Raw genomic sequence first — 26,710 nt, 5'->3', positions numbered from 1 at the left:
CCGTAGGACTTGCGCCCACCGGCACTTCGTGCTGCAGGTTGTGCACAGCACCACGCAGGTTTCGGGGAAAACTGCGGCATCCGCCTGAATTCACTCTGTTTCAGCTTTGTTTCACACATAAGTTGTTGATTTTGATTGTTTTTGCTGTGTGGCGATTTTTTGACCAACCCGAGCGTGAGGCCGTCGCCATCGGCTTCCTGCGCGTCCGCTGGCCGGTAACGCACAACGTTATCCACAGAACATGTGGATAAGACTGAATCTCCAATGGACACCGATATTTAGGTGACATTTATGATTCAACGGACGTCGTCCGGTCGCCCCGTCCGCTGCCATCCGCGCGCGCATGGCCCGGTACACTGGCCCGATGCTTTCACCGATTCCGACCCTGCAGGTCGCCCTGCCCGTCCCGCTGCCGCGCCTGTTCGACTACCTGCCACCGGAAGGCGATGGCCCTGCGATTGCGGTCGGCTGCCGCCTGAAAGTGCCGTTCGGCAACCGGGAGCTGGTCGGTGTCGTGACCGGCCACGGCCAGACGGACGACGGGCAGGGGCTGCGCCAGGCCCTGGCGTGGTGCGACCCGCAGCCGTTGCTGCAGGGCGAGCTGTGGCAAAGCCTGCAATGGCTGGCGCGCTACACCCACGCGCCGCTGGGCGAGGTCGTCAGCACCGCCCTGCCCGGTCCGCTGCGGCATGGTGAGGCCCTCCCCGACACCCACCATTGGGGCTGGCAGTTGACAGCCGAGGGCCATGCCCAGCGTGCGACGCTGCGCGCCGGCAGCCGGCCGCGGCAATTGGCCGAACTGCTGGCCGACGCCATCGTCGATGAAGACGTGCTGGGCGAACGCATGGAGGATTGGCGCACTGCCGCACGCAGCCTGGCCAAGCGCGCCCTGGCCGAGCGCGTCGCGCTGGCAGTGGCGCCCCAACACGCGCAGCCGCTGCCGGGCCCTACCCTCAACCCGGACCAGGCCGCCGCCGTGGCCGCGATCACCGCCGCCGAAGGCTTCCAGCCGTTCCTGCTCGATGGCGTGACCGGCAGCGGCAAGACCGAGGTCTACCTGCAGGCGATCATCCATTGCCTGGCGCACGGCAGGCAGGCGCTGGTGCTGGTGCCGGAAATCGGCCTCACCCCACAGACCCTGGCGCGCTTCCGCGGCCGCCTCGGCATTGCGGTGCATGCGCTGCATTCGGGCTTGAACGACAACGAGCGCGCGCGCGTCTGGGCAGCGGCCTCTCGCGGCGAAGCGCGGGTCATCGTCGGCACCCGCTCGGCGGTGTTCACGCCGTTGCCGCAGGCCGGCCTGCTGATCGTCGACGAGGAACACGACGGCAGCTACAAGCAGCAGGATGGCATCCGCTACCACGCGCGCGATTTCGCCCTGGTCCGGGCCAAGGCGCTGGGCATTCCGGTACTGCTCGGCAGCGCCACGCCCTCGCTGGAAACCCTGCACAACGCCTACGCAGGCCGCTACACCCATCTGCGCCTGAAGCAGCGTGCCGGCGATGCGCGGCCACCGCGCGTGCGTATCCTCGACGTACGCAAGCGGCCGCTGCATGACGGCCTCTCGGCCGATGTGCTGGCCGGCATCGGCGAGCACCTGCAGCGTGGCCAGCAGGTGCTGGTGTTCAAGAACCGCCGCGGCTACGCGCCGGTGCTGCTGTGCCATGACTGCGGCTGGACTGCGCCGTGCCAGCGCTGCGACGCGCCGATGACCGTGCATGGCGGGGGCCGGCGCCTGCAATGCCACCACTGCGGCGCGCGGCAGCCGGCACCGCTGGCGTGCCCGGCCTGCGGCAGCCTGGCGCTGCAGCCGCAGGGCATCGGCACCGAACGCCTGGAAGAGCACCTCACCGCCGCCTTCGCCGACTTCCCGGTGGTGCGCATCGACCGCGGCACCACCTCGCGACGCGACGCGCTGGAACAGCAGCTGGCAAAACTGGGCGACCAACCCGGCATCCTGGTCGGCACGCAGATCCTGGCCAAGGGCCACGACCTGCCCAAGCTGACCCTGGTGGTGGTGGTGGGCATCGACGAAGGACTGTTCTCGGCCGATTTCCGCGCCAGCGAGAAACTCGCCCAGCAGCTGATCCAGGTGGCCGGTCGCGCCGGGCGTGCACGTGACCCCGGCGAGGTCTGGCTGCAGACCCATCACCCCGGGCATCCACTGCTGGAAACCCTGGTCAGCGGTGGCTACCACCCGTTTGCGCAGGCCGAGTTGAACCAGCGCCAAGCGGCCGGGTTCCCGCCATTCGCGCATCTGGCGCTGATGCGTGCTGAAGCGCAGCAGGTCGAGCATGCCAACGCATTCCTGCTGGCCGCGCGGCAGCTGCTGGGCGAACAGGACGTGGTCGAGGCCTACGGGCCGATGCCCGCACCGATGCCACGCCGCGCCGGCTACCAGCGCACGCAGCTGCTGCTGTCGGCCCTGCAGCGACCGCCCCTGCATGGCGTGCTTTCGCAACTGGTACCGCAGCTGTACGCGCTGCCGGAAGCCCGCAAGGTGCGCTGGTCGCTGGATGTGGATCCGATGGATCTGTATTGAGGGGTCAGAGCCCACCCGTCGGGTGGGATCCGACCCCGATGCCCTGGGGTCGGATCGCGGAAAAGGGCTCTGACCCCAACGCCTTCGCTTACGTCAGCGGCGACATCACGCCGCGCTGGTAAGCCGGTCGCTCGCGCAGGCGCGCATACCACTCGGCCAGGTGCGGCAGGTCCGGGCGCTGGATCGGCAGTTCATACCAGGCGTACACCAGCGAGCCGAGCGGAATGTCGCCCATCGCGAACGTCCCGCCCGACAGCCATGGCTGCGTGGCCAGGGTGGCGTCGGCCATCGCCAGGTAGTCACCGGCACGGACGATGGCCGCGTTGATGCGCGCTTCGTCACGGTCGGCCGGCGCGGTGCGCATGATGCCCCAGACCAGGTCGCTGTACAGCGGCGCCATCCGCGAGGTGCTCCAGTCCATCCACTTTTCGGCCTGCGCGCGCTCCATCGGGTCCTCGGCGTACAGCGTGCCCAGCGCATAGCGCGCGCTCAGGTAACGCACGATGGTGTTCGATTCCCACAGCGGCAGGCCGTGGTCCTCGATCACCGGCACCAGGCCGTTGGGATTCATCGCCTGGTACTCCGGCGTCTGCGTGCCGCCGTGGCTGCCGCCGACTTCGATGGATTCGTACGGCAGGCCGATCTCCTCGGCACACCACAGCACCTTGCGGACGTTGCTGGAATTGCGACGGCCCCAGATCTTCAACATGCGGGTTTTCCTTGCTGGCAATGCGAGCGGCAACGATACGCCTGATCGGTGGGTGATGTGCGTGCCGGGTGCGGGATCTGGCATCTGCAGCATGCCGGCCAGCGGCCGGCACTACCGGTTCTTTTTCGGCAGCGCGCGTACGTAGGACGACTTGCCATCCTTCTTCAGCTCGAACAGGCCGATGGCCGCCAGCAGATCGCTGAGCTTGCCGTAGCCATAATTGCGCGGATCGAACGAGGCCTGGTTGCCGATCTGGCTGCCGACCGGCCCCAGGTGCGACCAGCCATCCTCGCCCTCGGCCGCAGACACCGCGCGGCGCAGCATCTTCACCAGCCGCGTGTCGCTGCGCATCTCCGCGCCGCTTTTGCGCGGGCGTGCATCGTCATTGGCGACGGGCTCATTGGATGCCTGTTCGCTCGATGCCTGCTCGGCATCCGGCACACTGGCGTGGGTCTGGCCCAGCGCTTCCAGGTAGGTGAACTTCGAGCATGCGTTGACGAAGGGTTCGGGAGTTTTCTTTTCGCCGAAGCCATACACCTTCACCCCATCGGTCAGCAGGCGCATCACCATCGGGGTGAAATCGGCATCGCTGGAGACGATGGCGAAGCCATCAAGGTTGCGCGCATACAACAGGTCCATGGCATCGATCACCATCGCCATGTCCGACGCATTCTTGCCCTTGCTGTAGGCGAACTGCTGGATCGGGCGGATCGCATACTCATGCAGCACCGCTTCCCAGCCCTTCAGCCGCGGGCTCTTCCAGTTGCCGTAGGCACGGCGCACGTTGGCCACGCCATAGCGGGCGACTTCGGCCAGGACCTCGTCGATCTTCGAGGCCGGCGCATTGTCGGCGTCAATCAACAGGGCGATGCGCTTTTCCGGTTCGCTCATGGATTCCTCGCGGGCGGTTGCCTGAATCCGAGTATCGCCGATCCACGCGGGCGCTGACGTGACAGGTGGCCGCCGTGCGAAGATGCCAGGCGCTTCCCCCAATGCCCCCACTGGAGTGAGTCGATGAGTCGCGAGCGCGTTCCCCACCTGGTCGTTGTCGGCGGCGGTTTTGCCGGTCTCTGGGCCACCCGTGCCCTGGCCCGCGAACGCATACGCATCACCCTGGTCGACCGTCGCAACCATCACCTGTTCCAGCCGCTGCTGTACCAGGTGGCCACCGCCGGCCTGTCCGCACCGGATATCGCTGCACCCCTGCGCCACATCCTCGGCCACCAGCGCAATGTGGAAGTCCGCCTCGGCGAAGTGGTGGCCATCGACAAACAGGCCCGGCAGATCCGCATGGCCGATGGCAGCACGCTGGACTACGACAGCCTGCTGCTGGCCACCGGCGCCACCCACGCCTACTTCGGCAACGATCAGTGGGCCGACGATGCGCCCGGGCTGAAGACGCTGGACGATGCCATCGCACTGCGCCGCAAGCTGCTGCTGGCGTTCGAGCGTGCCGAGGCCGAGCCGGACCCGGCCAAGAAGGCGGCGTGGCTGAGTTTCGCCATCGTCGGCGGCGGCCCGACCGGTGTGGAACTGGCCGGCACCCTGGCCGAGATTGCACGCCACACGCTGCGCAACGAGTTCCGTCATATCGATCCGGCCAGTGCCAAGGTGCGTCTGGTGGAGGCCGGCCCACGCGTGCTGTCCTCGTTCCCGGAAGTGCTGTCGCTGAAGGCGCGCCGGCAGCTGGAAAAGCTGGGCGTGGAAGTGCTGACCGGGACCCCGGTGAGCAACATCGACAGCCAGGGTTTCACGCTCGGTGACCAGTTCGTGCCGGCACGCACCGTGGTCTGGGCCGCCGGCGTGGCCGCTTCACCGCTGGCGCGCACGCTGGACGTGCCACTGGACCGCGCCGGGCGCGTGCAGGTGCAACCGGACCTGACCCTGCCCGATCACCCGGAGCTGTTCGTGGCCGGCGATCTGGCCGCACTGAGCCAGGCCGACGGCAAGCCGGTTCCCGGCGTGGCGCCCGCGGCCAAGCAGATGGGCAAGTACGTGGCCGAGGTGGTCCGCGCACGCCTGCACGGCACGCCCGCACCCGGCCCGTTCAAGTACGCCGACTACGGCAACCTGGCCACCATCGGCCGCATGGCCGCGATCGTGCACCTGGGACGGCTGCAACTGTCCGGCGTGCTGGCCTGGTGGTTCTGGCTGGCCGCGCACGTGTTCTTCCTGATCGGCTTCCGCAACCGCATCGTGGTGCTGCTGAACTGGGCCGTGGCGTACTGGAGCTACCAGCGCAGTGCGCGCATCATCTTCGGTGATGACCAAGAAGACCGTCGGCCCCGACGGTAGTGCCGGCCGCTGGCCGGCTGCTGCGCGGTCGGTTCCCTTTCCGCAGGAAAGGGCACTGACCCCGTCAACACCCTCCACGCATGGCGTGGCTCTAGGCTCTACTTGCTCATCGGGCCACCGGGGACCCGCCGTTTCGACCAGGTCCGGCAGAAATCCTCCTTTCTCGCAGTATCGGCAATCTGCGCGGTACTCCAATGCCGGGTGATCCAGATCGTCAATGCGGTACTGCTGAGATGCCAGCGCAGCATGCCGCGCTGTGGTTGCCGCCACAGGTGGCGCCGGGCAATCCAGAAGGCCTCCCGCTCCACTTCAGGCACCTTCTTCTTCATTCCGTCCTTGTCGAAGAACTGGGCAGTGAAGTGCCAGGGATTCATCGGCTGGTATCCCGCCCGTGGTTCACCGCTGCATGCGGCCACACCACTGGGCACGCGGTCCGCCGGCTTCGGCCGACCGTCCACGAATGCCAGCCCTAGCAAATACAGCAGGCCAGGCAGCAGCGCGATACCGGCGACCAGCACGACGACGGAGATCCATGCGTTGCCGGCGGCACGCATCGCTCACTGCGCCTTCGGTTTCGGGTACCACAGCGCGTTGACGATGACCCAGCGCTGGCCGAAGCGGCCCATGTGGAAGTAGTCGACGAACCACGGCGTTTCCAATCGCACCGAGGCGGCGTTGCCGGTCACGTCCAGCACCGTGCAGCGGCGGTCCCATTGATCCTGCGGCGTCTTCAACGCGCCCTGCTTCGTCAGCGAGACCAGTTCTTCCTTCGACATCCGGCGCAGGCCGAGGCGTTCGTCGGGTGTATCGCCGAGGACCGCGCGCTTGGCCAGGTCCGGATGCAGGGAGTGGGCGACCCGCTGCGGGTCGGCCTCCAGCTGGCCATCGACGTAGTCGTGGCAGGTGGCTTCGATGGCCGCGAGGGTGGCCGGGTCGGCGGCAGGGCTCGTTGCTGCGGAAAGAGCGAACAGCAGGACGATCGTCGACATCCGGGTCTCCAGCTCTGGGCGCGGGGTGATCATCGCATGGGCCGGGTAGCCCATCCACGCAGGGCGTGGATCTACAGAAGCGTCTCGACCGGTTCCTGCAGCCAGGCCAGCTTGCGCTCGCGGGGCTGCTGCTTGAGTTGCCACTCAGCCCGCGAGGCGGCGGCCCGGTCCGGGTACTCGCGCACGGCCAGCACGCGCAGCGGTGGCCGGGCCCGGGTATAGCGTGCGCCCTTGCCGGCCTGGTGGGCGGCGAATCGCGCCTCCACATCGGTGCTGATGCCGGCGTAATAACTGCCATCGCGGCATTCGAGCAGGTACAGAAACCACGGGCGGAGGGACGGGGCCATGCCCGGATTATGCCGTGCTGCACTGCAGCGGATATACTGGCGCCCGAATGCAGGAGAGAGGCGCCGCGCTGGCGCCCGCCGAAGGCGCAGGCTCCCATGATCGCTCAGGCCGGTGGGCTGGAATCCCACCAACCATGCATTCGACTCGCCGAGCTGGAGAGAGGTCACCGGGCACGCCCGGGACGATCCGCCGAAGGGGCACGCGGCCTACGCCGCTGAACTCTCAGGCAAAAGGACAGCGGGAGCGGCACCGGTCATCGTCATCCCGTCATTGCGCAGGCAGTGGCGGTCGTCGCGCATGGCCGGCCCCACCGCGCCCGGAGCCTGTCCCATGCTGCTGTCCATCATCTACCTGATTGCGATTTCCGCCGAAGCCATGACCGGCGCACTGTCCGCCGGCCGCCGCCGCATGGACCTGTTCGGTGTGGTCATGATCGCCTGCGTCACCGCCCTCGGTGGTGGATCCCTGCGCGACATCCTGCTCGGCCACTACCCGCTGGGCTGGGTGAAGCATCCCGAGTACCTGGGCTTCACCGTATGCGCGGCGCTGATCGCCACCTGGGTCGCACGCTGGATGCACCACTTCCGCCGCACGTTCCTGGTGCTCGACGGACTGGGCCTGATCGCCTTCACCCTGATCGGCTGCTCGATCGCGCGCGAAGCCGGCCATGCGATGCCGATCGTGCTGATCGCCGGCATGCTGACCGGCGCGTTCGGCGGCGTGCTGCGCGACATCCTCTGCAACGAGGTGCCGCTGATCTTCCAGAAGGAGCTGTACGCGATCATCGCGCTGCTGACCGGCGCCGCTTACCTGCTGCTGCTGCACTGGGGCGTGGCCGACGCCACCGCGATCCTGTGCTGCCTGGGCGGCGGCTTCGCGCTGCGCCTGCTGGCCATCCACTACCGCTGGGAAATGCCGAAGTTCGTGTACCACGACGAAGTGCATTGAGGAGCGTCTTCGCCGGGACCCGCACCACCCCGGCGATGGACCTGGCGCTGTCGCTCATGCGCAGCGCCAGGCGCATCGCCGGTGCAGACGGGCCGGTCTCCAACTCCGACCGGCCCTGATCGCGGCCGCACCCCCGCAGGCGCTGGCCGCCATCCACACACGTGCCGCGCTCAGGCGGCTTCCATCAGGCCGCTTCGGACACCTTTACGTCACGACGGGCGCGCACGGCAGCAGCCAGTCGCTCCAGCACCGTCACCGTGGTATCCCAGTCGATGCAGCCATCGGTGATGCTCTGCCCGTAGACCAGCGGCTGGCCTTCCACCAGTTCCTGGCGGCCACCGACCAGATGGCTCTCGATCATCACGCCGACGATGCGTTGTTCGCCCTCTTCCAGCTGAGCGGCGATGTCGTCGATCACCTTCGGCTGGTTTTCCGGGTTCTTCAGGCTGTTGGCATGGCTGGCATCGATCATCAGCCGGGTCGGCAGCTTGGCCTTGGCCAGCACCTGGCAGGCCTCGCCGACGCTGCCTGCGTCATAGTTCGGCTGCTTGCCGCCGCGCAGGATCACGTGGCAATCCGGGTTGCCGGTGGTCGACACGATGGCGGTGCCGCCCTGCTTGGTGACCGACAGGAAGTGATGCGGATTGGACGCCGCCCCCACCGCGTCAGCGGCGATCTTGACGTTGCCATCGGTGCCGTTCTTGAAGCCGACCGGGCACGACAGCCCCGAGGCCAGCTCACGATGCACCTGGCTTTCGGTGGTACGCGCGCCGATCGCGCCCCACGCCACCAGGTCGGCGATGTACTGCGGCGAGATCACGTCGAGGAACTCGACACCGGCCGGCAGGCCGAGCTTGTTGATGTCGCGCAGCAGGCCGCGGGCGATGCGCAGGCCCTTGTCGATCCTGAAGCTGCCGTCCAGGTCCGGATCGTTGATCAGGCCCTTCCAGCCCACCGTGGTGCGCGGCTTCTCGAAGTAGACGCGCATGACGATTTCCAGTTCGCCGGCCAGCGCGTCGCGCAGCGGCTTGAGGCGCTGGGCGTACTCGATGGCGGCGTTGGGATCATGGATCGAGCACGGGCCCACCACCACGGCCAGGCGGTCGTCACGGCCGTGCAGGATCTGGTGCAGGGCCGCGCGCGAGGCGCTGACGGTGTCGGAAGCTTCATCGTCACACGGCAGCATCGCCAGCAGCTGGGCGGGCGGTGTCAGCGGTTCGATGGTGCGGATACGCAGGTCGTCGGTGTGCGGGGGCATTGGGGGAGATCTCCGGAACGTTGGGGGTCCCCAGCGTGGCGACATGAAAAAAGCCGCCAGGTTCGCTGGCGGCTTTCGGGAATGCGTCTGAAGCTTTCTTCAGGGTGAGCGCAGTCCTTCCTCCGCCAGTGGCTTCGGAAAGTAATACCAGTAAAAGCGGGTAGCGGCTGCGTTCATGGGATCTATTGATAGCACAGCTTTTGCGCAGTGCAAAATGTTTCATCCGCAACTGGGGACGTGGTTCAGCGAGGTGCGCTCCAGCGCTGCCTACGTGGCGGCAGCCACGCAATGTCGGTCATTTGCCATGCACTTCCACGTCCAGCAGCAGGCCTTCGTGGATGTCCGCCCAGCGCTCCAGCACGCGGTCCAGCTCCTGCCGGGCCTCGTCCAGCTGCTCGGGGTTGAGCAGGGAGCGCGTTGTATAGAGATCGGAGACCAACCGCCGCAGGGTCGCTTCCGGGATGGCCACCGACGGCCCTTCCAGCCCCGGCAACTGCAATGCCGGGCTGTCGCCAAGCGGGCCGAACAGCGTGACCTGGAGCGTGCTCTGCATGATCAACTTCCCTGCGGATGGACATGGGCAATGCCCTGTTTACCGCGTCCGGGTGACCGGCGCATGTGCCATGCGCGTCCGGGGTGCAGGCGGGGGTGGCGGTATAGCGCTCGATGAAGGTGTGCGACATGCTGCTTGTTCCTTGAAGGTCCGGGGGGTGCCGGCCAGCGGCCGGCACTACCGGAGCGAGCGCAGTGCACGCTTGCGGATGTAGGCATTGGCGTCGCTGTGGTGTTCGTACTGCCAGCGCGCGCACACCGCACGCAGCCACTGCGGCTGCGTCTTGCCGGCGTCGTTGAGCCAGTTGCCCACGGAGTCCTGCACGTAGCGCTCCGGGTCGTTGGCCAGTGCTTCCAGCAGCGGCAATGCATGTTCCGGGTGCCGCTTGAGCAGCGCGATATGCGTGGCCCACACGCCACGCGGGCGCAGCGCTTCGCAGGCGAAGCGGCGCAGGTACGGCGATGCTTCCTGCGTCCATGGCTGCAGGTACTCCAGCGCCTGCAGGGGGGCGGTAACAATGTCGGCACGCAGCGCCAGCCACGCCCATTCGCGCACGCCGAAGTGCGGGTCGTCAGCCAGCGGACGCATCGCCTGCAGCTTGGCCGGCAGCGTCGCGCCGGCATCGCTGCCGATCAGGTAGCAGGCCCAGCCGCGCACCGTGTCTGAGACATGCGCCTGCCAACGCGCAGGATCCCCCTGCCCGGCTTCGTGCAGCAACCGCGCCGCCAGCGCCATGCGCTGGGTGATGCCCTTGCCTGAGGCATCGCGCATGCATTGCAGCGCTTCCGGCTCAAGGGCTGGCGCCACCACCTGCAGCAGCGCGGTGAAATCCACGGCCAGGCATTCGGCCAGATGGGTGGCAGCGGCGCTGCCACTGTTGAGTGCACGCAGCCTTTGCGCAGGAACGGGCGTGCTCATGCTGCGGATTCCCGCCCAGTGTCCGTGTGCTGCCAGACCTTGTGCAGCAGCTGCGACAGCTGCTGCTGTTCACCCGCGTCCAGGCCGTTGAACAGGCCGCTGATCCAGTGCGTGTGCTGCTCGAACAGCGATTCGGCCAAGCGCTTTCCCGGTGCAGTCAACACGATCTGCAGACGGCGGCCATCCCCGTCATCGCTGCGACGCTGCAGCAGGCCTTCACGCTGCAGGCCATCGAGCAGGCCGCTGATGGTGGCGCGGGTCACGCCGGCATGCTCGGCCAGCAGGTGCGGCGGCAGTGCGCCACCGGCCCCGTGCAACAGGAACAGCACGATGAAGCGGCCCTCGCTGAGCCCATGCGGTGCCAGGCGCGCGGCGCAGTCGCGATCGATCGACGAGGACAACGAGAGCAGCTGGAAGCACAGGTGCAGCGGCGCGATGTTGGCGTGGCCGCGTCGCTGCGCTTCTGCCAGAAGAGCGCGGTGCTTGGCTTCGATCATCTGACGTCCGCATGTGGTTAGGTGCCTAACTATATTGCAGGATGGCTGAGCCAGGCAAATCAGATGTGAATTTCAGCCAGTGCTTCCCAGCAGCAGGCGTGCGATCAGCCCACCGCCCTCACGGTGCAGCAGCTGCAGTTGGCCGGCATGTCGCCTGGCCACGTTGGCGGCCACGGCCAGCCCCAGCCCGGCCCCGCCGGTGGCGCGGCTGCGCGAGCTTTCGCTGCGCTGGAAGGGTTGCAGCAGGCGTGCGCGGTCGGCCTCGGCGATGCCGGGGCCACGGTCCATCACATCCAGCTGCACGTCGTGGCCGGCCAGGGCCACCTGCAGCTCCACGGCCCCCGCGTAGCGCGCGGCGTTGTCGATGAGATTGTCGACCGCGCGCCGCAGCAGCAGTGCATCGCCGTACCACGGCAATGTGTCCGGGCCCTGCAGCACGATGTCCACCCCGCGCAGCAGCGCCGCCTGCACGCAGTCCTCAAGCAGGGCCGCCAGATCCAGCGCGCGCATCTGCGGCGGCTGCAGTTCGCCACGTGCGTAGTCGAGCACCTGCTCGATCATCGCGTCCATGCGCTCGATGTCCGCCACCATCCGCGCCGCCTGGGGCGCGGGCGCGAACTCGGCGCGCAGGCGCAGACCGGTCAGGGGTGTGCGCAGGTCGTGCGCCACTGCCGCCAGCATGTGGGTCATCTCCTGCGCCTGCGCGCGCAGGCGTTGGCGACCGGTGCTGATCGCGGCGGCCAGCACCTGTACTTCGCGTGGGCCATCATCGGGCAACGGCACTTCGGCCTGCAGGTCGGCACGCGCACTGGCTTCGGCCAGGCGGCGCAGCGGCCGCCCCAGCCGGATCGACGCCCATGCCGCCAGCGGCGCCAGCAATACCGCGCCGCCCAACAGCGCGAGCATCACCTGCCGGCGCCAGGCGGCCAGATCGCTGTGATCGCTGCCGACCACCTGCCAACGTCCATCGGCCTGGCGCACGCCCAGTTCGAACGGCGGCCACTGCATGGCGGTCAATACCGCCGACTGCGCCTTCAGCACACCGGCCCGAGCGGTCGCATCGAGCACCGCGCCGCCCTCGATGACCTGCACGTCGGGCGCCTTGCCCTGCCCGCTCCAGACCCAGCGCACGTCCTTTGCCGGCAGTCCCATCTGCAACGCCGCCAACTGCGTGAGCCAGCCGCTGGCGCTGCCCTGCGGGGGCCCGTCCTGGCGGGCCAGATGCAGGCCCAGCGGCGCGGCCTCCCGTTCGCCGCGCAGCACCTGCATGGCCTGGTCCAGCCGCATCGGCGGTGGCGCGGGACGGGGCATCCAGCCGACCACCGCCACGCTGACCAGGGTCGCCAGCAGCAAGCTGGCCAGGGCCAGCATCGCGATCCAGCGTGCGGTGGACCATCGGCCGCTCACAGCACCTGTACCGCGGCATCGAAGCGGTAGCCTTCACCGCGCGAGGTCTGCACCAGGGCTTCGGCACCCGGCGCGGCCTGCCCGAGCTTGCGGCGCAGCCGGCTGACCGCCAGGTCGACTGCGCGATCGACCGTGTCACTGGATTCGCCGCGGCTGAGCTGCAGCAGCTGCTCGCGGCCGAGCACCCGCCCGGGCCGCTCGGCCAGCGCCAGCAGCAGGCTGAATTCACCGCGGCTGAGCACCAGTTCGCTTCCATCCGGCGCCAGCAGGCGCCGCTGTTCGGGCAGCAGCCGCCAACCGGCAAACCGCAGCTCGCTGGGCACCTGGGCGCGCAGCTTGTGCTGGCGACGCAGCAACGCGCGCACCCGCGCCAGCAGCTCACGGGGATCGAACGGCTTGGCCAGGTAGTCATCGGCGCCCATCTCCAGGCCGATGACCCGATCGGGCGCGCTGCCCATCGCAGACAGCATCAGGATCGGAATGGCCCGCGCCTGCAACCGCCGGCAGACCGAAAGCCCATCTTCGCCGGGCATCATCCAGTCCAGGATGATCACGTCCGGGCGTTCGACCTGCAGCAGCACGTCCAGCGCAGTGGCGTCCGCCGCCACGCGTACCTGGTAGCCGTGCAGAAGCAGGCAATCGGCGATGGCGTCGCGGATGCTGGCGTCGTCATCGACGACGATGACACGGGCAGAAGTACTCATGCAGGCAGTATCGGGCAGGTCTGTATCAGGACGGTATCAACACTGATATTCCTGCGATACGCCGCAGCGCGCCAATGGTCGCCCCATGATCACTGCGGAGCCTTCCCTTGCGCCTCATCCTTCTCTCCCTGCTTGCTGCCGCGCTGCCCGCGTGGGCATCCGACGCCCCCGAGCACGTCCTGCCGATGTGGATGCAGGGCGGCCACCCGGCGGTGGCCGTCTCGCTGGACGGACGCGCCGAACCGCTGCGCTTCGTGGTCGACAGTGCCGCCGGGGCAACCCTGGTCGATGCACGCGTGGTCCGCCGCTATGGCCTGGACGATGCGCAAGCGGCAGTGTCGCAGGCCCAGGGTGCCAGCGCGAACGCGGCCCGGCTGCAGCGCATGCGCAGCACGGCGTGGCAACTGGGAAGCTGGCAATTGAATGCAAGTGGCATGCAGGTCGATCTGTCCTCCCTGGCGAAAGACGATGACCCGGCGATCGACGGCTTGATCGGCAATGATCTGACCGGGCGCTGGGATACCCGCTGGGATTTCGGCCGCGAGCAGCTGGCGCTGTGGACGCCCGGGCGGTTGAACCTGGAGGGACCGGGCTGCCAGGCCAATGCACTGCCCGGGCGCAGCGCTGGCCTGCGACAGTTCGGCTTCGTCATGCTGACGCTGGGCACGCCGGGCGTTGAGGCGGTCGCCGTGGTCGATACGGGCGCGGCGCAGACCGTGCTCAATGCCGAAGCCGCCCGCGCACTGGGGCTGCGCACCGACGGCAGCGATGCACGGGTGCGCCTGCGTGCAAAGGGCACCGAAGGCCTGGGTGGCGGTGCGCAGGCGACCTGGCTGTACACCCTGCCCGGCATGAACGGCGGCGGCTGGCAGCACCCTTCGATGGAGGTCCGGATCAGCGAACTGCCGGTGTTCAAGGCGATCGGCCTGGAGGCACGACCGGCGCTGATCCTCGGTGCCGATGCGATGCGCGGCGGCCAGGTGGACATCGGTGCGGGGGCGGCGCGGATCTGCCTGCGCCGGCCCGGCTGACCTCCGGCCCATGACGGTGGGACCTGGCTGGCGTAGCATCCGCCCGGTCCCGCCAGGAGTTCCACGCATGCGCCGTGCCGTCCTGATGTTGCTGACGCTGCTCCCGCTGGCCGTGCTGGCCGCGCCGCCTCCACTGCCCTCGCCCGCCCGCATCGATGCCGAAGCACAGCGCCTGATGCGGGCCGCCCATGCGCGCGGCATGGCACTGGCCGTGGTCGATGGCGGCAAGGTCGTGCATGTGGCCGCCTATGGTGAACGCAACGCCACGGGCGAGCCGTTGCGCACCGACACCGTGATGTACGCCGCGTCATTGACCAAGATGGCCTTTGGTCACCTGGTCGCGCAGCTGGCGCAGGACACGCCGATCCAGCTGGACGCCAGCATTGCCACCGCACTGGACAAGCCGCTTCCGGCGTATCCGCCCGAACCGAAGAAGTACGCCGACTACAGCGTGCTGGCCGGCGATGCGCGCTGGCGCCAGCTCACGCCGCGCCTGCTGCTCAATCACGCCAGCGGTTTCGCCAACTTCGGCTTTCTCGAACCGGATGGCCGGCTGAAGTTCCACTTCAACCCGGGCGCCCGCTACGGGTATTCCGGCGACGGACTGATCCTGCTGCAGTTCGTGATCGAACGCGGGCGGCTGGGCCAGGACGTGGGGACGCTGATGCAGGAGCGCATCTTCGACCGCTTCGGCATGACGCGCACCAGCATGACGTGGCGCGCGGACTTCGCCGGCAACCTGGCCGACGGCTGGACCGCCGAAGGCGATACGGTGCCGCACGATGAACGCAGCCGCGTGCGTGCGGCCGGTTCGATGGACACCACGATCGCCGACATGGCCCGCTTCGCCGCCGGCTACGTGCGCGGCGACGGGCTGTCGGCTTCAATGCGCAGGGAGCTGGTGCGGCCGCAGCTGCCGATCACCACCGCCAGCCAGTTTCCCACGCTGCAGCCGGAGCTGCCTGCGGCCCGGCAGCACAAGGGTCTGGCCGCCGGCCTGGGCGTGGTGACGTTCCGCGGCCCGCAGGGCGCGGGCTTCTACAAGGGCGGCCACGACGATGCGGTGGGCAACACGCTGGTGTGCGTGGAGCGGCACCAGCGCTGCGTGGTCATCCTGGGCAACGATGTGCGGGCCGAGGCCACCTTCCCGGCACTGGTGGCGTTCGTGCTGGGCGATACGGGCGTGCCGTGGCAGTGGGAGTACGGCGCGTCGAAGGCCTTCGTCGAATGAGGGTGCGATGACGCCTGCGTATCGCGTGCGGCTGGACGGGCGCATCCACGCATGGCGTGGATCTACCAGCGAAACCGTGCACCTGTAGATCCACGCCATGCGTGGATGCCTGCTGCGCTCAGCGCGCCTGCTCGAAGAACATCAGGTACACCAGCCGGCCATTCTCCGGGCGGTCGCCGAATGCCGGGCCGGCGGTGTGCCAGAACCAGGGCCGCAGCAGCACCAGCCGGTTGAAGCGCATCGGGATGCGCATGGTCATTTCCCACTGGCTGTCGTCGTTGCTGTCGCGCTCGATGATGTCGCGATGCATGTCGCCGCCGTTGGCATACCCCAGCGCTGCCAGTTCCGCGGCGTCCAGGGCCATGCGCTCGGTGCCTGTACGCCGGTGGCGGAAGAACTCGGTGCCACCCTCGCAGTGCTCGGCCGCACTCAGGTAGAGGATGCCCGACCAGTGCGAGTGATCGGCGTGCACTTTCGCGCGGCCGACATCGCTGGCCAGGGTCAGCCGGAACTTGCCGTGCGACTGCAGCGGATTGACCGGCCGCAGCGGTTCGTTGACCAGCCGTGACGCCGCCTCGGCCAGGCCGTCCAGTTCCAGCCGCTGCAGAGAGTTGCGACCGGGAAATGCGCCGTCCTGTGCCGGATAGGTCAGGCCCAGCGCCGCCTGGCGCAGGGCGTGCGCGTCGGCCGGTGCAAGGAAGTCGTCAACGACGATGAACGAGGTAGGCATGGCCACCGAGCGTAGCGATGCACTGCGGCGGCGGCAACTGCGCAACGAAAAACCCCGCCTTGCGGCGGGGTTCTTCTTTTGCAGCGGGAAGGGATGCCGGCCCAGGGCCGGCACCCGATGCCAGGGGCGTGGACTTAGAAGTCCATGCCGCCCATGCCACCCATGCCGCCCATGCCACCGGCGCCACCCATGGCCGGCTCGTCCTTCTTCGGAGCTTCGGCAACCATGGCTTCGGTGGTGATCATCAGGCCGGCGATCGAGGCTGCGTTCTGCAGGGCCGAACGGGTCACCTTGGTCGGGTCCAGGATGCCGAACTGCAGCATGTCGCCGAACTCGCCGGTGGCCGCGTTGTAGCCGAAGCTGCCGGTGCCTTCCTTGACCTTGTTGATGATGACCGACGGCTCGTCGCCGGCGTTGGCCACGATCTCGCGCAGCGGGGCTTCCATCGCGCGCAGGGCGATCTGGATGCCGTGGTTCTGGTCTTCGTTGGCACCCTTCAGGCCGGCCAGCGCGGTGATCGCGCGCACCAGCGCCACGCCGCCGCCCGGGACCACGCCTTCTTCAACGGCTGCACGGGTGGCGTGCAGGGCGTCGTCGACGCGATCCTTCTTTTCCTTCATTTCGATTTCGGTCGAGGCGCCGACCTTGATCACGGCAACGCCGCCGGCCAGCTTGGCCACGCGTTCCTGCAGCTTCTCGCGGTCGTAATCCGACGAGGTGTCCTGGATCTGGGTCTTGATCTGCGCCACGCGTGCATCAACGTTGGCCTTGTCGCCGACGCCGTCGATGATGGTGGTGTTCTCCTTGGAGACCTGCACCTTCTTGGCGCGGCCCAGGTCCTTGATGGTGGCCTTTTCCAGCGACAGGCCGACTTCTTCGGAGATCACGGTGCCGCCGGTCAGCACGGCCATGTCTTCCAGCATCGCCTTGCGACGGTCGCCGAAGCCCGGCGCCTTGACGGCCACGACCTTGACGATGCCGCGGATGGTGTTGACCACCAGGGTCGCCAGCGCTTCGCCTTCGACTTCCTCGGCCACGATCAGCAGCGGCTTGCCGGCTTTGGCGACGCCTTCCAGCACCGGCAGCAGGTCACGGACGTTGGAGATCTTCTTGTCGTGCAGCAGGATGAACGGGTCATCCAGGTCAGCGGTCTGCGACTGCTGGTTGTTGATGAAGTACGGCGACAGGTAGCCGCGGTCGAACTGCATGCCCTTGACCACGTCCAGCTCGTTGTCCAGGCCCGAGCCTTCTTCAACGGTGATCACGCCTTCCTTGCCGACTTCCTTCATCGCGTCAGCGATGATCTGGCCGATCGACTCGTCCGAGTTGGCCGAGATGGTACCGACCTGGGCGATCGCCTTGTCGTCGGCGGTCGGCTTGGAGATGTTCTTCAGCTCGGCGACGGCGGCCGAAACGGCCTTGTCGATACCGCGCTTGAGGTCCATCGGGTTCATGCCGGCGGCAACGGCCTTGGCGCCTTCGCGGATCAGGGCCTGGGCCAGCACGGTGGCGGTGGTGGTGCCGTCGCCGGCATCGTCGTTGGTGCGCGAAGCAACTTCCTTCACCATCTGCGCGCCCATGTTCTCGAACTTGTCAGCCAGTTCGATTTCCTTGGCGACGGAGACGCCGTCCTTGGTGATGGTCGGGGCGCCGAAGCTCTTTTCCAGCACGACGTTGCGGCCCTTCGGGCCCAGGGTGGCCTTGACGGCATTGGCGAGAAGGTTGACGCCGCGCACCATGCGCGAACGGGCGTCTTCACCGAAACGAATATCCTTGGCAGCCATTGCATTTACCTCATTGGTAGCGCCGGACGATGCCCGGCGGCTGGGAGTTTGGGATCAGGTTGAAACAGGTCGCGCGGAGGCTCAGCCGATGACGGCGAGCACGTCGTCTTCGCGCAGGACCTTGTACTCGACGCCTTCGCTCTTGTACGAGCTGCCGGCGTACTGGCCGTAGATGACCTTGTCGCCGACCTTCAGCGACGGCGCGCGCACGTTGCCGTTGTCCAGCGGCTTGCCCGGGCCGACGGCCACGACCTCACCCTTGGTGGACTTTTCCTTGGCCGAGTCGGGGATGACGATGCCACCGGCGGAGATTTCGTCGGCTTCGATCGGCTTGACCACAACGCGGTCGTGCAGCGGCTTGATGCTCATAGGAGACCTCTTAAGTGATTGATTGGTCTAAAAAAGTCCGGCGATGTTAGCACTCACCCCAGGCGAGTGCCAGAACCGCACGTGAAGAAACCCGACAACGTCGGGAGCAGGGCAGAGATGGAGCCCCGCGCCCTCCTTTCAAGGGTGGCATCAAAAAAATTTTTCCCGCCCGTGTCGCCTGGCGCTGGTCGGGATCCCGCCAATTTCGGTGACAAGCGTCGCACTGTCAGATATCTGACGTTCATTTACGACAAAGTGTCACTGGATCGGCCTTAGGCTCGACCGGGCATTCCCAATCACAAGGAGGAGTCGATGCGATTGCTGTCACCGCTTGCCGCGGCCTGCCTGCTGGCCCTGGCCGCTGCGCCGGCCCAGGCCGAGGTCTTCATCAATGAACTGCACTACGACGACAGCACCGCCGCCGGTGACGTCGGCGAAGCGATCGAGGTCGTGGCCACCGCCGGCGAGGACCTGTCCGGCTACCGCCTGTACCTGTACAACGGGTCCAACGCATCGGCGGCCGTGGTCTACGCCAACACGCCGGTCCCGGCCGGCACCGCCGCCGGCTGCGGCAGCGCGACCATCGCCGTGGTCAACTACCCGACCAACGGCATCCAGAACGGCCCGAACGATGGCATCGCGCTGGTCGATGCCAGCGGCAAGGTGGTCCAGTTCCTCAGCTACGAGGGCACCATCACCGCGTCCGGCGGCCCCGCCGCGGGGATGACCAGCCAGAACATCCCGGTGGCCGAGACCAACAGCACGGCGCCGCGCACGTCGCTGCAGCTGACCGGCAGCGGCAGCCAGTACGCCCACTTCACCTGGGCCGAATCGGCCGGCCAGACGTTCGGCAGCTGCAACAACGGACAGACCTTCAGCGGCGGCGGCACCCCGGGCCCCAACACGCCGCCGTCGGTGTCCACCACCACCCCGGCGCAGGGCAGCAGCACCTTCCCGGCCGCCGCCGACCTGGAAGTGGTGTTCAGCGAAACGGTGAACCTGGCCAGCGGCGCCTTCGCCCTGAGCTGCGGTACCTCCGGCAGCGTGCCGCTGACCTTCCCGGCCAGCGGCCGCAGCGTGAAGCTGTCCACCAACACCGCGCTGGTGGCCGGTGAAGCCTGCCGCTTCGACATCCGCGCCGCGCGCATCACCGACCTGCAGGGCGCTCACCCGGCCGCCGACAGCCGCATTGCCTTCACCGTGGCCAGCACCGGCGGCAATCCGGACCCGGGCAACCCTGGCGTGCCGGCCGGCTATTACTCCAAGGTCAACACCAGCAGCCCCAGCCAGCTGCGCTGTTCGCTGCACGCCACCATCAAGGGCCACACCGCCTATCCGTACAGCGGCTCGGGCACCAGCACCTGGACCATCCTGGAAATTGCCGACGAGGATCCGAACAATTCCGGCAGGATCCTGGATGCGTATCGCAACCACAGCTACGCCAAGGTGACCGATCGCGCCGGCAGCGGCAGTGGCCTGAAGTACAACCGCGAGCACACCTGGCCGAACTCGCTGGGCTTTGCCACCACCACCGGTGACAAGGGCCTGCCGTACGCGCCGTATACCGACACCCACATGCTGTACCTGACCGACGCGCAGTGGAACGCCGATCGTGGCAACAAGCCGTTCGGCAAGTGCGACGCCAGCTGCGGCGAGCGCGCCACCGAGGCCAACAACGGCCAGGGTGGCGGCAGCGGTGGCTATCCGGGCAACTCCAACTGGGTGCGCACGCCGGACGGCAACACCGGCACCTTCGAGGTGTGGGGCAAGCGCAAGGGCGACATGGCGCGTGCGGTGATGTACATGGCGATCCGCTACGAGGGCGGCAAGGATGCGGCGACCGGCCAGTCCGAGCCGGACCTGGAGCTGACCGACGACCGCAGCAAGATCGTCAAGACCAGCAGCTCACCGGCCTACATGGGCCTGCTGTCGACCCTGATCGACTGGCACCTGTCCGACCCGCCGGATGATGCCGAGCGTGCGCGCAATGACGTGGTCTACAGCTTCCAGGGCAACCGCAACCCGTTCATCGACCACCCCGAGTGGGCCACCCCGGCCCTGTTCACCTCGGCCAAGCCGGCCACCTGCCAGCTGGCCAACTGACCGCGCAACGCAGCGGTCCACGGCCGCCGCCGGGCCCTGGCCCGGTGGCGGCCCTATACTCGACGGTCATGTCGACCGTCGATCCCGTCCTGCTGCTGTTGACCACCTGCCCGGACCGGGCCAGTGCCGAGCGCATCACGCACGCGCTGGTCCGCGAGCACCTGGCCGCGTGCGTGACCCGCCTCGATGGCGCGCAGTCGACCTACCGCTGGCAGGGCGAGGTGACCACCGACGCCGAGCTGCAGCTGCTGGTGAAAACCACCGCGAGCCGCGTCGATGACGCGATTGCCCGGATCGTCGAACTGCATCCGTATGAACTCCCGGAGTGCATCGCGGTCGAAGCCCGGGCCGGCCTGCCGGCGTATCTGGATTGGATCCGGGCACAGACCCGGGAGGACACTGATTGAAGACTCTGTTTGCGCGTGGCGCCGCCCTGTGCGCCCTGTTGTGGCTCTCGCTGCCCGCCTTCGCCCTGGATGAGAAGGACCTGCTGCCGGTGGACCAGGCGTTCGCGCTGACCGCGACCGCCCCCGAACGTGGCCAGGTGCAACTGCAGTTCAAGATCGCGCCGGGCTATTACCTCTATCGCCACCGCACCAGCGTCAAGGCCGACCCCGCCTTCAATGCCGGCGCGCTGCAGATGCCCAAGGGCGACCGCCACCACGACGATTTCTTCGGCGAGGTCGAAACCTATCGCGAGCGCCTGCAGGCCACCCTGCCCGGCACGCCGACCGAGGCCGCCGGCACCATCAGCCTGGAAGTGCGATACCAGGGCTGTGCCGATGCCGGTGTCTGCTACCCGCCGCAGAAGCGCGTGGTGCAGGTCACCCTGCCCGGCGCCGGCGCCGCGTCCGTGCCCCCTGCCGCGCGTACCGGTGCGGCGAACCCGTTCAACAACCCGCTGGCCGGTGCCGGCAACAGCGGCGGCCTGCGCCTGCCGGGTGCGGCCAGCAACAGCCAGGCGCTACCGCTGCCGTCGGAACAGGCATTCGGCTTCGATGCCATCGCCAGCGATGGCAACACCCTGCTGCTGCGCTTCAGCCCGGCGCCGGGCTATTACCTGTACCGCGACCGCACCTCGCTGAAGCTGGAAGGCAGCGCCGGCGTGCTCGCCGACACCCCACGCTGGCCGGCCGCGCAGTCGCATCGCGACGAGCACTTCGGCGATGTCTCGGTCTACTTCAACCAGGTGGAAGTGCCGCTGCCGCTGCGCCGCACCGTCACCGACGCGGTCGACAGCACCCTGGTGGTGACCTTCCAGGGCTGCCAGACCGATGGCATCTGCTACCCGCCGATGACCCGCCGGGTCAAGCTGTCGATTCCGGCCGGCAAGCTCAGCACGGGCAGCGATCCGGCGCCAGCACGCACTGCGATGGTCAGCCCGCTGCCGGCCGCCGGTGCGCCGCGCGAATCCGCCGATGGCGCGCCGCTGCGGCTGCTGCCGACCGTGCCCAACGAGAGTGGCGCCGCCGCTGCCGCTGCCGGCAGCGCGACCGCGGGCACTGCATTCGCCAACGATGCGCGCGGTGACAACGCACTGCGCACGCGGCCGCCGGTGACGACGCCGAATCCGGATCGTTCGTTCGTCTGGGTCCTGCTGCTGGCGCTGGCCGGTGGCCTGGTCCTGAACCTGATGCCCTGCGTGCTGCCGATCCTGTCGCTGAAGGTGCTGAGCCTGGCGCAGAGCGGCGAAAGCCCGCAGCGTGCGCGCAGCCATGCGCTCTGGTACACGCTGGGCGTGCTGGTCGCGTTCGCGGTGATCGGTGCGCTGATGGTGGGCCTGCGTGCGCTCGGCAACGCCGTCGGCATCGGCTTCCAGCTGCAGCACCCGGGCGTGGTGGCCGCACTGGCCTACATCATGTTCGCGGTGGGCCTGAGCCTGTCCGGCGTATTCACCCTCGGCGGTGGCATCGGCAACCTGGGCCAGTCGCTGGCCAGCCGCAGTGGCCCGGCCGGTGATTTCTTCACCGGTGCGCTGGCCTGCGTGGTCGGCAGTGCCTGTGTCGGTCCGTTCATGGGCGGCGCGATCGCCTACGCGTTCATTGCCCCGCCGCTGAAGGCGATGACCGTGTTCCTGTTCCTCGGCCTGGGGCTGGCCCTGCCATTCCTGCTGATCGGCTTCGTGCCGGCGCTGGCGCGGCGCCTGCCCAAGCCCGGGCCGTGGATGGAAACCCTCAAGCACGTGCTGGCCTTCCCGATGTACGCCACCGCGCTGTGGCTGCTGTGGGTGCTGGGCAAGCAGCGTGGCGTGGACGGCATGGCACTGGTGCTGGGTGGCCTGCTGCTGTTCGCCTTCGGCCTGTGGCTGTTTGAACGCAACCGCTGGACCGGCTCGCGTGCGGTGACCCTGCTCGGCGTGCTGCTGGCGATCGGTGCGCTGGTTCCGGCCTGGGGCGTGACCCAGCTGGCACCGCCGGCGCGGGCCGCACAGGCCGCCAGCGACAACGTGGTCGAGTATTCGCCGCAGTTGCTGGACCGCCTGCGCGCCGACAACCGCGTGGTGTTCGTCAACATGACCGCCGACTGGTGCGTGAGCTGCAAGGCCAACGAACGTGCGGTGCTGTCACGGCCGGAGTTCAAGGAACTGCTCAAGCGCACCAACGCGGTGTACATGCGTGGTGACTACACCAACGTCGACCCGCAGATCACCACGTTCCTGGAGGAGCACAAGGCGGTGGGCGTGCCGCTGTACGTGGTGTACGGCCCCGGCGCGCCGCCGACCGTGCTGCCGACCCTGCTGACCCAGGCGGTGGTCGAGGAAGCGCTGCTGCGCACCGCACGATGAAGTGGCAACGGCCCGCGCTGCTGTGGACAGCGGTGCTGGCCGCCGGCCTCGGCCTGTGGGCCGGGCATCGACTGTCACCCGCCCCGCCTGCACCCGCCACGCCAGCGACGGCTTCCACAGCCACCGCCGCGACGCCCACGCTGCAGGTGGGCGATCAACTGCCGGCGCTGACCTTGCCGGACCTGGCGGGACAGCCCCTCGACCTGCGCCAGCGCTTTGCCGGCCGCCCGCTGCTGATCAATGTCTGGGCCAGCTGGTGTGCGCCCTGCGTGGAAGAGATGCCCGAGCTGGCGCGCTTCGCCGATGCGCAGGGCGACCACGGCGTGCAGGTGCTGGGCCTGGCGCTGGATACCGCGGACGACGTGCACGGTTTCCTGCGGCGGGTGCCGGTGGAGTACCCGATCGTGATCGAGACCCCGGGGCCACGCGATGCCAGCGTGCAGCTGGGCAATGCGCAGGGCCTGCTGCCTTACAGCGTGCTGTTCGATGCGCAGGGGCGGCTGGTCAAGGCGAAGCTGGGGCCGTTCGCCCAGGGCGAGATCGACCGCTGGGTGAAATGAGGGATCGACAGCACCGCGCCCTGCACCTGCGGTAGTGCCGGCCGCTGGCCGGCAACTCCACTGCGGTAGTGCCCGCCGCTGGCCGGCAATTTCAACTGCGGGTAGTGCCGGTCGCTGGCCGGCAATTTCAACAGCAAAAGCAAAAAGCGGGCATTCCGTGGGATGGCGGGGCACTGCGGGTGGTCAGGACACGCCGTAACCGGACCCACCCGTCATCCCACGGAATGCCCGCCGTTGCTGTTGCGTTGGCTGTTGCTTCCGAGATTGCCGGCCAGCGGCCGGCACTACCACGGGTGCCGGGCCGCGCCCGGCCGCTGGCCCCTGCTTGACCGCAGGCAAGGCGCCACGGAGAATTCCGCGACTAATTCTCATTTGCTGTTGCGCAGGATGCGGGCGGCAGCCTCCCGGGCCCTCCTCCTTCGATGTTCAAGAACGTCCTGTTCCAACTGCACTGGCTGCTGGGCATCACCGCCGGTGCCGTACTGGCCGTGATGGGCCTGAGCGGCGCGACGCTGTCCTTCGAGGACGAGCTGCTGCGCGCCGCCAATCCCGGCTTTGCCGAGATCGCCGCGCACCATGCCGACGGCCAGCAACCGCTTGCCCTCAGCGAGCTGGTGCCGCTGCTGCAGGTCGGCAGTGAACGCCCGCTGCAACGCCTGCGCGTGGACGCCACCGGCCAGCGGCCGTCGGTCGCACGCTTTGCCGGCGGCAAGGAACACTGGGTGTACTTCGATCCGTACAGCGGTGAGCGCTTCAGCACGCTGCGCGGACAGGCGTTCTTCGACTTCGTCGAGGACCTGCATCGCCACCTTGCCGCTGGCGACCGCGGCAAATGGGTGACCGGCGGCTGCGCCATCGCCCTGCTGTTCTTCACCTTGTCCGGGCTTTACCTGCGCTGGCCACGGCGCTGGTGGCACTGGCGCAGCTGGCTGGCGATCGAGTGGAAACGCAGCGGCCGCGGCTTCCTGTGGAGCCTGCACTCGGTGCTTGGCACCTGGGTGCTGCTGATCTACCTGATGAGTGCGCTGACCGGCCTGTGGTGGTCGTTCGACGGGTACCGCAGCGCTGCCAATTCCCTGCTGGGCGTCGCGCCGGCCGCCAGGCACAAGGTCGATCCCGATGCCACCCTGGACCTGGAGCGCATTGAAACCACGCTGTACGCCCTGCCCGGCGTGCGCACCGGCTACATCGACCTGCGCCTGCCGGAGAAGCCGGGGCAGGCACTGAACGTGCGGGTGATGGCCGGTGATCCATCGCAGCGCGGCGGACAGCATGACCGCGCACACGACCTGCTGCAGCTGGACCCGGCCACGGGTGCGGTGCTTGAGGCGCGCCCGTATGCACGCCAGGGCACGGGCGGCCAGCTGGCCACGAGCGTGTTCGCGCTGCACTCGGGCAGTTACTTCGGGCTGCCCGGGCGTGTCGTGGTGATGCTCAGCAGCGCAGCCATGAGCGTGTTCTTCATCACTGGCTGGCTGCTGTACCTGGATCGCCGTCGCAGCCAGCGCCTCGCGCGAGGGTTGCGCCAGTCGCTGACACCGCCGGTCGCCGACGGTGAGGGCACCCCGTGGCTGGTGCTGCATGCCAGCCAGAGTGGACTGGGCGAACAGCTGGCGTGGCGTGCGGCCGCGCAGCTGCAGGCCGCTGGCCATCCGGTACAGGTGCTGCCGCTGGCCCGGATCGACGCCGCCCAGCTGCAGCAGGCATCGCAGGCGCTGCTTGTGCTGAGCACGTTTGGCGATGGCGAGCCACCGGATGCAGCGCGGCGCGCGGCACGCCAGCTGATGGCGCAGACACCGGACCTGTCGGGCCTGCGGTTCGGCCTGCTCGCGCTGGGGGACCGCCAGTATCCGCGTTACTGCGGCTTCGGCCGCCAGGTCGATGGCTGGTTGCTCGGCAACGGCGCGCGCCCCCTGTTCGAACGCATCGATGTCGATGCTGCGGCCGTTCCGGCCCTGCGCCGATGGCAGCAACAACTGGGCGCGCTGACCGGCATCGTCACCGATGACAGCGTGCTGCCTGCTGCCACGCAGATGCATGAGTGGCGACTGCTCGGGCGCGAACGCCTCAACCCGGGCAGCCTCGGCGGGGCCATCTGGCGTGTGCGCCTTGCGGCGCCAGGCACGGTGCAGTGGCAGGCCGGCGATATCCTGCATATCGCGCCTCGCCACAACGCGCAGCATGCCAGTGCCGTGCTGGAGGCACATGGGCTGGATCCGCTGCTGCCCCTGCTGGTGGACGGCCAGCCGCGCACGCTGCTGGCACTGGCCAGTGAACGCGAACTGCCCGACGCCGACGCCGCACTGGCGGTGCAGGACCCCGGCCTGTGGCTGTCCGGATTGCCGCTGCTGCCGGGGCGCGAGTATTCGATCGCATCCGCGGCCGACGATGGCGTGGTGGAGCTGGTGGTGCGGCTGGTGCATGACACGTCCGGTCGTGCCGGGCTCGGCTCCGGATGGCTGACGCTGCATGCGCCGATCGGCGCCAGCATCGTCGCCCGGGTGCATCGCAATCCCGGCTTCCATCGCCGGGGCGATGCGCCGATGGTGCTGGTCGGCAACGGCACCGGCATTGCCGGCCTGCGCAGCCTGTTGCGCGAAGCCGCCCATGCCGGTGAGCACGGGCACTGGCTGTTGTTCGGCGAGCGCCAGCGGGCACACGACTTCCTGTTCGCCGACGAGATCGAGGCCTGGCAGGCGCAGGGCCATCTGGCGCGGGTGGACCTGGCGTTCTCGCGCGATGGCGACGGTGGTTATGTGCAGGACCGCCTGCAGGCGGCCAGCGATACGCTGCGCGACTGGCTGCAGCGCGGCGCGGTGATCCATGTCTGCGGCTCGCTGCAGGGCATGGCCGAAGGCGTGGACCAGGTACTGCGTGGCGCGCTGGGCGAGGACGCAGTGGAAACGCTGCTGGAAAGCGGACGCTACCGCCGCGACGTGTACTGAACCA

24 protein-coding genes and 2 riboswitches are annotated in these 26,710 nt (G+C 68.3%); of the genes, 10 read left to right on the top strand and 14 right to left on the bottom strand.

Features of this window, described 5'->3' with window-relative positions:
• Positions 1–364: 364 nt before the first annotated feature.
• Entirely contained in the window at positions 365–2,542 is a 2,178-nt protein-coding gene (locus LRM18_RS08415; protein ID WP_270953491.1) for a primosomal protein N', read from the top strand.
• An 88-nt stretch (positions 2,543–2,630) separates the two neighbouring features.
• Here the strand turns inward: LRM18_RS08415 and LRM18_RS08410 are convergent, their stop codons facing one another.
• Positions 2,631–3,251: a glutathione S-transferase gene (locus tag LRM18_RS08410; protein ID WP_049470955.1), complete on the bottom strand. Its 621-nt coding sequence runs from the start codon at positions 3,249–3,251 to the stop codon at positions 2,631–2,633.
• Between the two features lie 111 nt (positions 3,252–3,362).
• The gene (locus LRM18_RS08405) at positions 3,363–4,142 is read right to left on the bottom strand and encodes an NYN domain-containing protein (protein WP_049470953.1); all 780 of its coding nucleotides are present in this window, start codon (positions 4,140–4,142) and stop codon (positions 3,363–3,365) included.
• Positions 4,143–4,265: 123 nt separating this feature from the next.
• Between LRM18_RS08405 and LRM18_RS08400 the strand changes: the two genes are divergently transcribed.
• A complete protein-coding gene (locus LRM18_RS08400; RefSeq protein WP_270953488.1) occupies positions 4,266–5,546 on the top strand; it encodes an NAD(P)/FAD-dependent oxidoreductase in 1,281 nt (426 codons plus the stop codon).
• Positions 5,547–5,644: 98 nt separating this feature from the next.
• Here the strand turns inward: LRM18_RS08400 and LRM18_RS08395 are convergent, their stop codons facing one another.
• The 3 genes from LRM18_RS08395 to LRM18_RS08385 all read right to left on the bottom strand — a co-directional run bounded on the left by LRM18_RS08395 (position 5,645) and on the right by LRM18_RS08385 (position 6,882).
• Positions 5,645–6,100, bottom strand: a complete 456-nt coding sequence (locus LRM18_RS08395) for a hypothetical protein (RefSeq protein WP_270953486.1) — start codon at positions 6,098–6,100, stop codon at positions 5,645–5,647.
• Positions 6,101–6,103: 3 nt separating this feature from the next.
• On the bottom strand, positions 6,104–6,535 hold the full coding sequence (locus LRM18_RS08390) for a nuclear transport factor 2 family protein (RefSeq protein ID WP_270953484.1): 432 nt from the start codon (positions 6,533–6,535) through the stop codon (positions 6,104–6,106).
• 71 nt (positions 6,536–6,606) lie between these two features.
• Complete coding sequence (locus LRM18_RS08385; RefSeq protein WP_197639736.1) at positions 6,607–6,882, bottom strand: GIY-YIG nuclease family protein; 276 nt, start codon at positions 6,880–6,882, stop codon at positions 6,607–6,609.
• A 40-nt stretch (positions 6,883–6,922) separates the two neighbouring features.
• A riboswitch (glycine riboswitch) is annotated at positions 6,923–7,012 on the top strand.
• 13 nt (positions 7,013–7,025) lie between these two features.
• A riboswitch (glycine riboswitch) is annotated at positions 7,026–7,129 on the top strand.
• An 84-nt stretch (positions 7,130–7,213) separates the two neighbouring features.
• Here LRM18_RS08385 and LRM18_RS08380 point away from each other — a divergent pair.
• Positions 7,214–7,831 carry a trimeric intracellular cation channel family protein gene (locus LRM18_RS08380; protein WP_005411215.1) on the top strand — a complete coding sequence of 206 codons (618 nt, stop codon included), beginning with the start codon at positions 7,214–7,216 and terminating at the stop codon, positions 7,829–7,831.
• 184 nt (positions 7,832–8,015) lie between these two features.
• Here LRM18_RS08380 and LRM18_RS08375 read toward each other — a convergent pair whose 3' ends face one another.
• The 6 genes from LRM18_RS08375 to LRM18_RS08350 form a co-directional block, all read right to left on the bottom strand.
• Positions 8,016–9,089, bottom strand: coding sequence for a 3-deoxy-7-phosphoheptulonate synthase (locus tag LRM18_RS08375; RefSeq protein ID WP_049470944.1), 1,074 nt, complete (start codon positions 9,087–9,089; stop codon positions 8,016–8,018).
• A 295-nt stretch (positions 9,090–9,384) separates the two neighbouring features.
• The gene (locus tag LRM18_RS08370) at positions 9,385–9,642 is read right to left on the bottom strand and encodes a hypothetical protein (protein ID WP_049470943.1); all 258 of its coding nucleotides are present in this window, start codon (positions 9,640–9,642) and stop codon (positions 9,385–9,387) included.
• A gap of 177 nt (positions 9,643–9,819) precedes the next feature.
• Entirely contained in the window at positions 9,820–10,560 is a 741-nt protein-coding gene (locus LRM18_RS08365; RefSeq protein ID WP_270953471.1) for a DNA alkylation repair protein, read from the bottom strand.
• Entirely contained in the window at positions 10,557–11,057 is a 501-nt protein-coding gene (locus LRM18_RS08360; RefSeq protein ID WP_164083399.1) for a MarR family transcriptional regulator, read from the bottom strand. The genes LRM18_RS08365 and LRM18_RS08360 overlap by 4 nt, the downstream gene beginning before the upstream one ends.
• Positions 11,058–11,129: 72 nt before the next feature.
• On the bottom strand, positions 11,130–12,428 hold the full coding sequence (locus tag LRM18_RS08355; protein WP_270953739.1) for an ATP-binding protein: 1,299 nt from the start codon (positions 12,426–12,428) through the stop codon (positions 11,130–11,132).
• A 32-nt stretch (positions 12,429–12,460) separates the two neighbouring features.
• Positions 12,461–13,168, bottom strand: a complete 708-nt coding sequence (locus LRM18_RS08350) for a response regulator transcription factor (RefSeq protein ID WP_049470937.1) — start codon at positions 13,166–13,168, stop codon at positions 12,461–12,463.
• 107 nt (positions 13,169–13,275) lie between these two features.
• Between LRM18_RS08350 and LRM18_RS08345 the strand changes: the two genes are divergently transcribed.
• On the top strand, positions 13,276–14,199 hold the full coding sequence (locus tag LRM18_RS08345; protein WP_064239363.1) for a pepsin/retropepsin-like aspartic protease family protein: 924 nt from the start codon (positions 13,276–13,278) through the stop codon (positions 14,197–14,199).
• A 67-nt stretch (positions 14,200–14,266) separates the two neighbouring features.
• Positions 14,267–15,430: a serine hydrolase domain-containing protein gene (locus tag LRM18_RS08340; protein ID WP_049470933.1), complete on the top strand. Its 1,164-nt coding sequence runs from the start codon at positions 14,267–14,269 to the stop codon at positions 15,428–15,430.
• 118 nt (positions 15,431–15,548) lie between these two features.
• Here the strand turns inward: LRM18_RS08340 and LRM18_RS08335 are convergent, their stop codons facing one another.
• From LRM18_RS08335 to LRM18_RS08325, 3 genes are all read right to left on the bottom strand, one after another.
• On the bottom strand, positions 15,549–16,160 hold the full coding sequence (locus LRM18_RS08335) for a DUF6445 family protein (protein WP_053461530.1): 612 nt from the start codon (positions 16,158–16,160) through the stop codon (positions 15,549–15,551).
• A gap of 134 nt (positions 16,161–16,294) precedes the next feature.
• Positions 16,295–17,944 carry a chaperonin GroEL gene (gene groL, locus LRM18_RS08330; RefSeq protein ID WP_270953462.1) on the bottom strand — a complete coding sequence of 550 codons (1,650 nt, stop codon included), beginning with the start codon at positions 17,942–17,944 and terminating at the stop codon, positions 16,295–16,297.
• Between the two features lie 81 nt (positions 17,945–18,025).
• On the bottom strand, positions 18,026–18,313 hold the full coding sequence (locus LRM18_RS08325) for a co-chaperone GroES (RefSeq protein ID WP_005411227.1): 288 nt from the start codon (positions 18,311–18,313) through the stop codon (positions 18,026–18,028).
• Positions 18,314–18,625: 312 nt separating this feature from the next.
• Here LRM18_RS08325 and LRM18_RS08320 point away from each other — a divergent pair, with 312 nt between their 5' ends.
• The 5 genes from LRM18_RS08320 to LRM18_RS08300 all read left to right on the top strand — a co-directional run bounded on the left by LRM18_RS08320 (position 18,626) and on the right by LRM18_RS08300 (position 26,706).
• Positions 18,626–20,416, top strand: coding sequence for an endonuclease (locus LRM18_RS08320; RefSeq protein WP_270953448.1), 1,791 nt, complete (start codon positions 18,626–18,628; stop codon positions 20,414–20,416).
• A 68-nt stretch (positions 20,417–20,484) separates the two neighbouring features.
• Positions 20,485–20,823: a divalent-cation tolerance protein CutA gene (cutA, locus tag LRM18_RS08315; RefSeq protein WP_270953446.1), complete on the top strand. Its 339-nt coding sequence runs from the start codon at positions 20,485–20,487 to the stop codon at positions 20,821–20,823.
• The gene (locus LRM18_RS08310; protein ID WP_270953444.1) at positions 20,820–23,201 is read left to right on the top strand and encodes a protein-disulfide reductase DsbD domain-containing protein; all 2,382 of its coding nucleotides are present in this window, start codon (positions 20,820–20,822) and stop codon (positions 23,199–23,201) included. The genes cutA and LRM18_RS08310 overlap by 4 nt, the downstream gene beginning before the upstream one ends.
• Complete coding sequence (locus LRM18_RS08305) at positions 23,198–23,761, top strand: TlpA disulfide reductase family protein (protein ID WP_270953441.1); 564 nt, start codon at positions 23,198–23,200, stop codon at positions 23,759–23,761. The genes LRM18_RS08310 and LRM18_RS08305 overlap by 4 nt, the downstream gene beginning before the upstream one ends.
• A 422-nt stretch (positions 23,762–24,183) precedes the next feature.
• The gene (locus LRM18_RS08300; RefSeq protein ID WP_270953439.1) at positions 24,184–26,706 is read left to right on the top strand and encodes a sulfite reductase flavoprotein subunit alpha; all 2,523 of its coding nucleotides are present in this window, start codon (positions 24,184–24,186) and stop codon (positions 26,704–26,706) included.
• The last annotated feature ends 4 nt before the right edge of the window (positions 26,707–26,710 follow it).

The organism is Stenotrophomonas sp. PI_27 (genome assembly GCF_027854495.1).
Taxonomy (GTDB): Bacteria; Pseudomonadota; Gammaproteobacteria; order Xanthomonadales; family Xanthomonadaceae; genus Stenotrophomonas; species Stenotrophomonas pavanii.
This window is presented reverse-complemented; position numbering and strand designations above follow the sequence as displayed.

What these genes read in the sequence shown, in the direction of transcription:
- LRM18_RS08415 (WP_270953491.1), top strand. Translation starts at nt 365, where the DNA reads ATGCTTTCACCGATTCCGACCCTGCAGGTCGCCCTGCCCGTCCCGCTG.
- LRM18_RS08410 (WP_049470955.1), bottom strand. Translation starts at nt 3,251, where the DNA reads ATGTTGAAGATCTGGGGCCGTCGCAATTCCAGCAACGTCCGCAAGGTG.
- LRM18_RS08405 (WP_049470953.1), bottom strand. Translation starts at nt 4,142, where the DNA reads ATGAGCGAACCGGAAAAGCGCATCGCCCTGTTGATTGACGCCGACAAT.
- LRM18_RS08400 (WP_270953488.1), top strand. Translation starts at nt 4,266, where the DNA reads ATGAGTCGCGAGCGCGTTCCCCACCTGGTCGTTGTCGGCGGCGGTTTT.
- LRM18_RS08395 (WP_270953486.1), bottom strand. Translation starts at nt 6,100, where the DNA reads ATGCGTGCCGCCGGCAACGCATGGATCTCCGTCGTCGTGCTGGTCGCC.
- LRM18_RS08390 (WP_270953484.1), bottom strand. Translation starts at nt 6,535, where the DNA reads ATGTCGACGATCGTCCTGCTGTTCGCTCTTTCCGCAGCAACGAGCCCT.
- LRM18_RS08385 (WP_197639736.1), bottom strand. Translation starts at nt 6,882, where the DNA reads ATGGCCCCGTCCCTCCGCCCGTGGTTTCTGTACCTGCTCGAATGCCGC.
- LRM18_RS08380 (WP_005411215.1), top strand. Translation starts at nt 7,214, where the DNA reads ATGCTGCTGTCCATCATCTACCTGATTGCGATTTCCGCCGAAGCCATG.
- LRM18_RS08375 (WP_049470944.1), bottom strand. Translation starts at nt 9,089, where the DNA reads ATGCCCCCGCACACCGACGACCTGCGTATCCGCACCATCGAACCGCTG.
- LRM18_RS08370 (WP_049470943.1), bottom strand. Translation starts at nt 9,642, where the DNA reads ATGCAGAGCACGCTCCAGGTCACGCTGTTCGGCCCGCTTGGCGACAGC.
- LRM18_RS08365 (WP_270953471.1), bottom strand. Translation starts at nt 10,560, where the DNA reads ATGAGCACGCCCGTTCCTGCGCAAAGGCTGCGTGCACTCAACAGTGGC.
- LRM18_RS08360 (WP_164083399.1), bottom strand. Translation starts at nt 11,057, where the DNA reads ATGATCGAAGCCAAGCACCGCGCTCTTCTGGCAGAAGCGCAGCGACGC.
- LRM18_RS08355 (WP_270953739.1), bottom strand. Translation starts at nt 12,428, where the DNA reads ATGCTGGCCCTGGCCAGCTTGCTGCTGGCGACCCTGGTCAGCGTGGCG.
- LRM18_RS08350 (WP_049470937.1), bottom strand. Translation starts at nt 13,168, where the DNA reads ATGAGTACTTCTGCCCGTGTCATCGTCGTCGATGACGACGCCAGCATC.
- LRM18_RS08340 (WP_049470933.1), top strand. Translation starts at nt 14,267, where the DNA reads ATGCGCCGTGCCGTCCTGATGTTGCTGACGCTGCTCCCGCTGGCCGTG.
- LRM18_RS08335 (WP_053461530.1), bottom strand. Translation starts at nt 16,160, where the DNA reads ATGCCTACCTCGTTCATCGTCGTTGACGACTTCCTTGCACCGGCCGAC.
- groL (WP_270953462.1), bottom strand. Translation starts at nt 17,944, where the DNA reads ATGGCTGCCAAGGATATTCGTTTCGGTGAAGACGCCCGTTCGCGCATG.
- LRM18_RS08325 (WP_005411227.1), bottom strand. Translation starts at nt 18,313, where the DNA reads ATGAGCATCAAGCCGCTGCACGACCGCGTTGTGGTCAAGCCGATCGAA.
- LRM18_RS08320 (WP_270953448.1), top strand. Translation starts at nt 18,626, where the DNA reads ATGCGATTGCTGTCACCGCTTGCCGCGGCCTGCCTGCTGGCCCTGGCC.
- cutA (WP_270953446.1), top strand. Translation starts at nt 20,485, where the DNA reads ATGTCGACCGTCGATCCCGTCCTGCTGCTGTTGACCACCTGCCCGGAC.
- LRM18_RS08305 (WP_270953441.1), top strand. Translation starts at nt 23,198, where the DNA reads ATGAAGTGGCAACGGCCCGCGCTGCTGTGGACAGCGGTGCTGGCCGCC.
- LRM18_RS08300 (WP_270953439.1), top strand. Translation starts at nt 24,184, where the DNA reads ATGTTCAAGAACGTCCTGTTCCAACTGCACTGGCTGCTGGGCATCACC.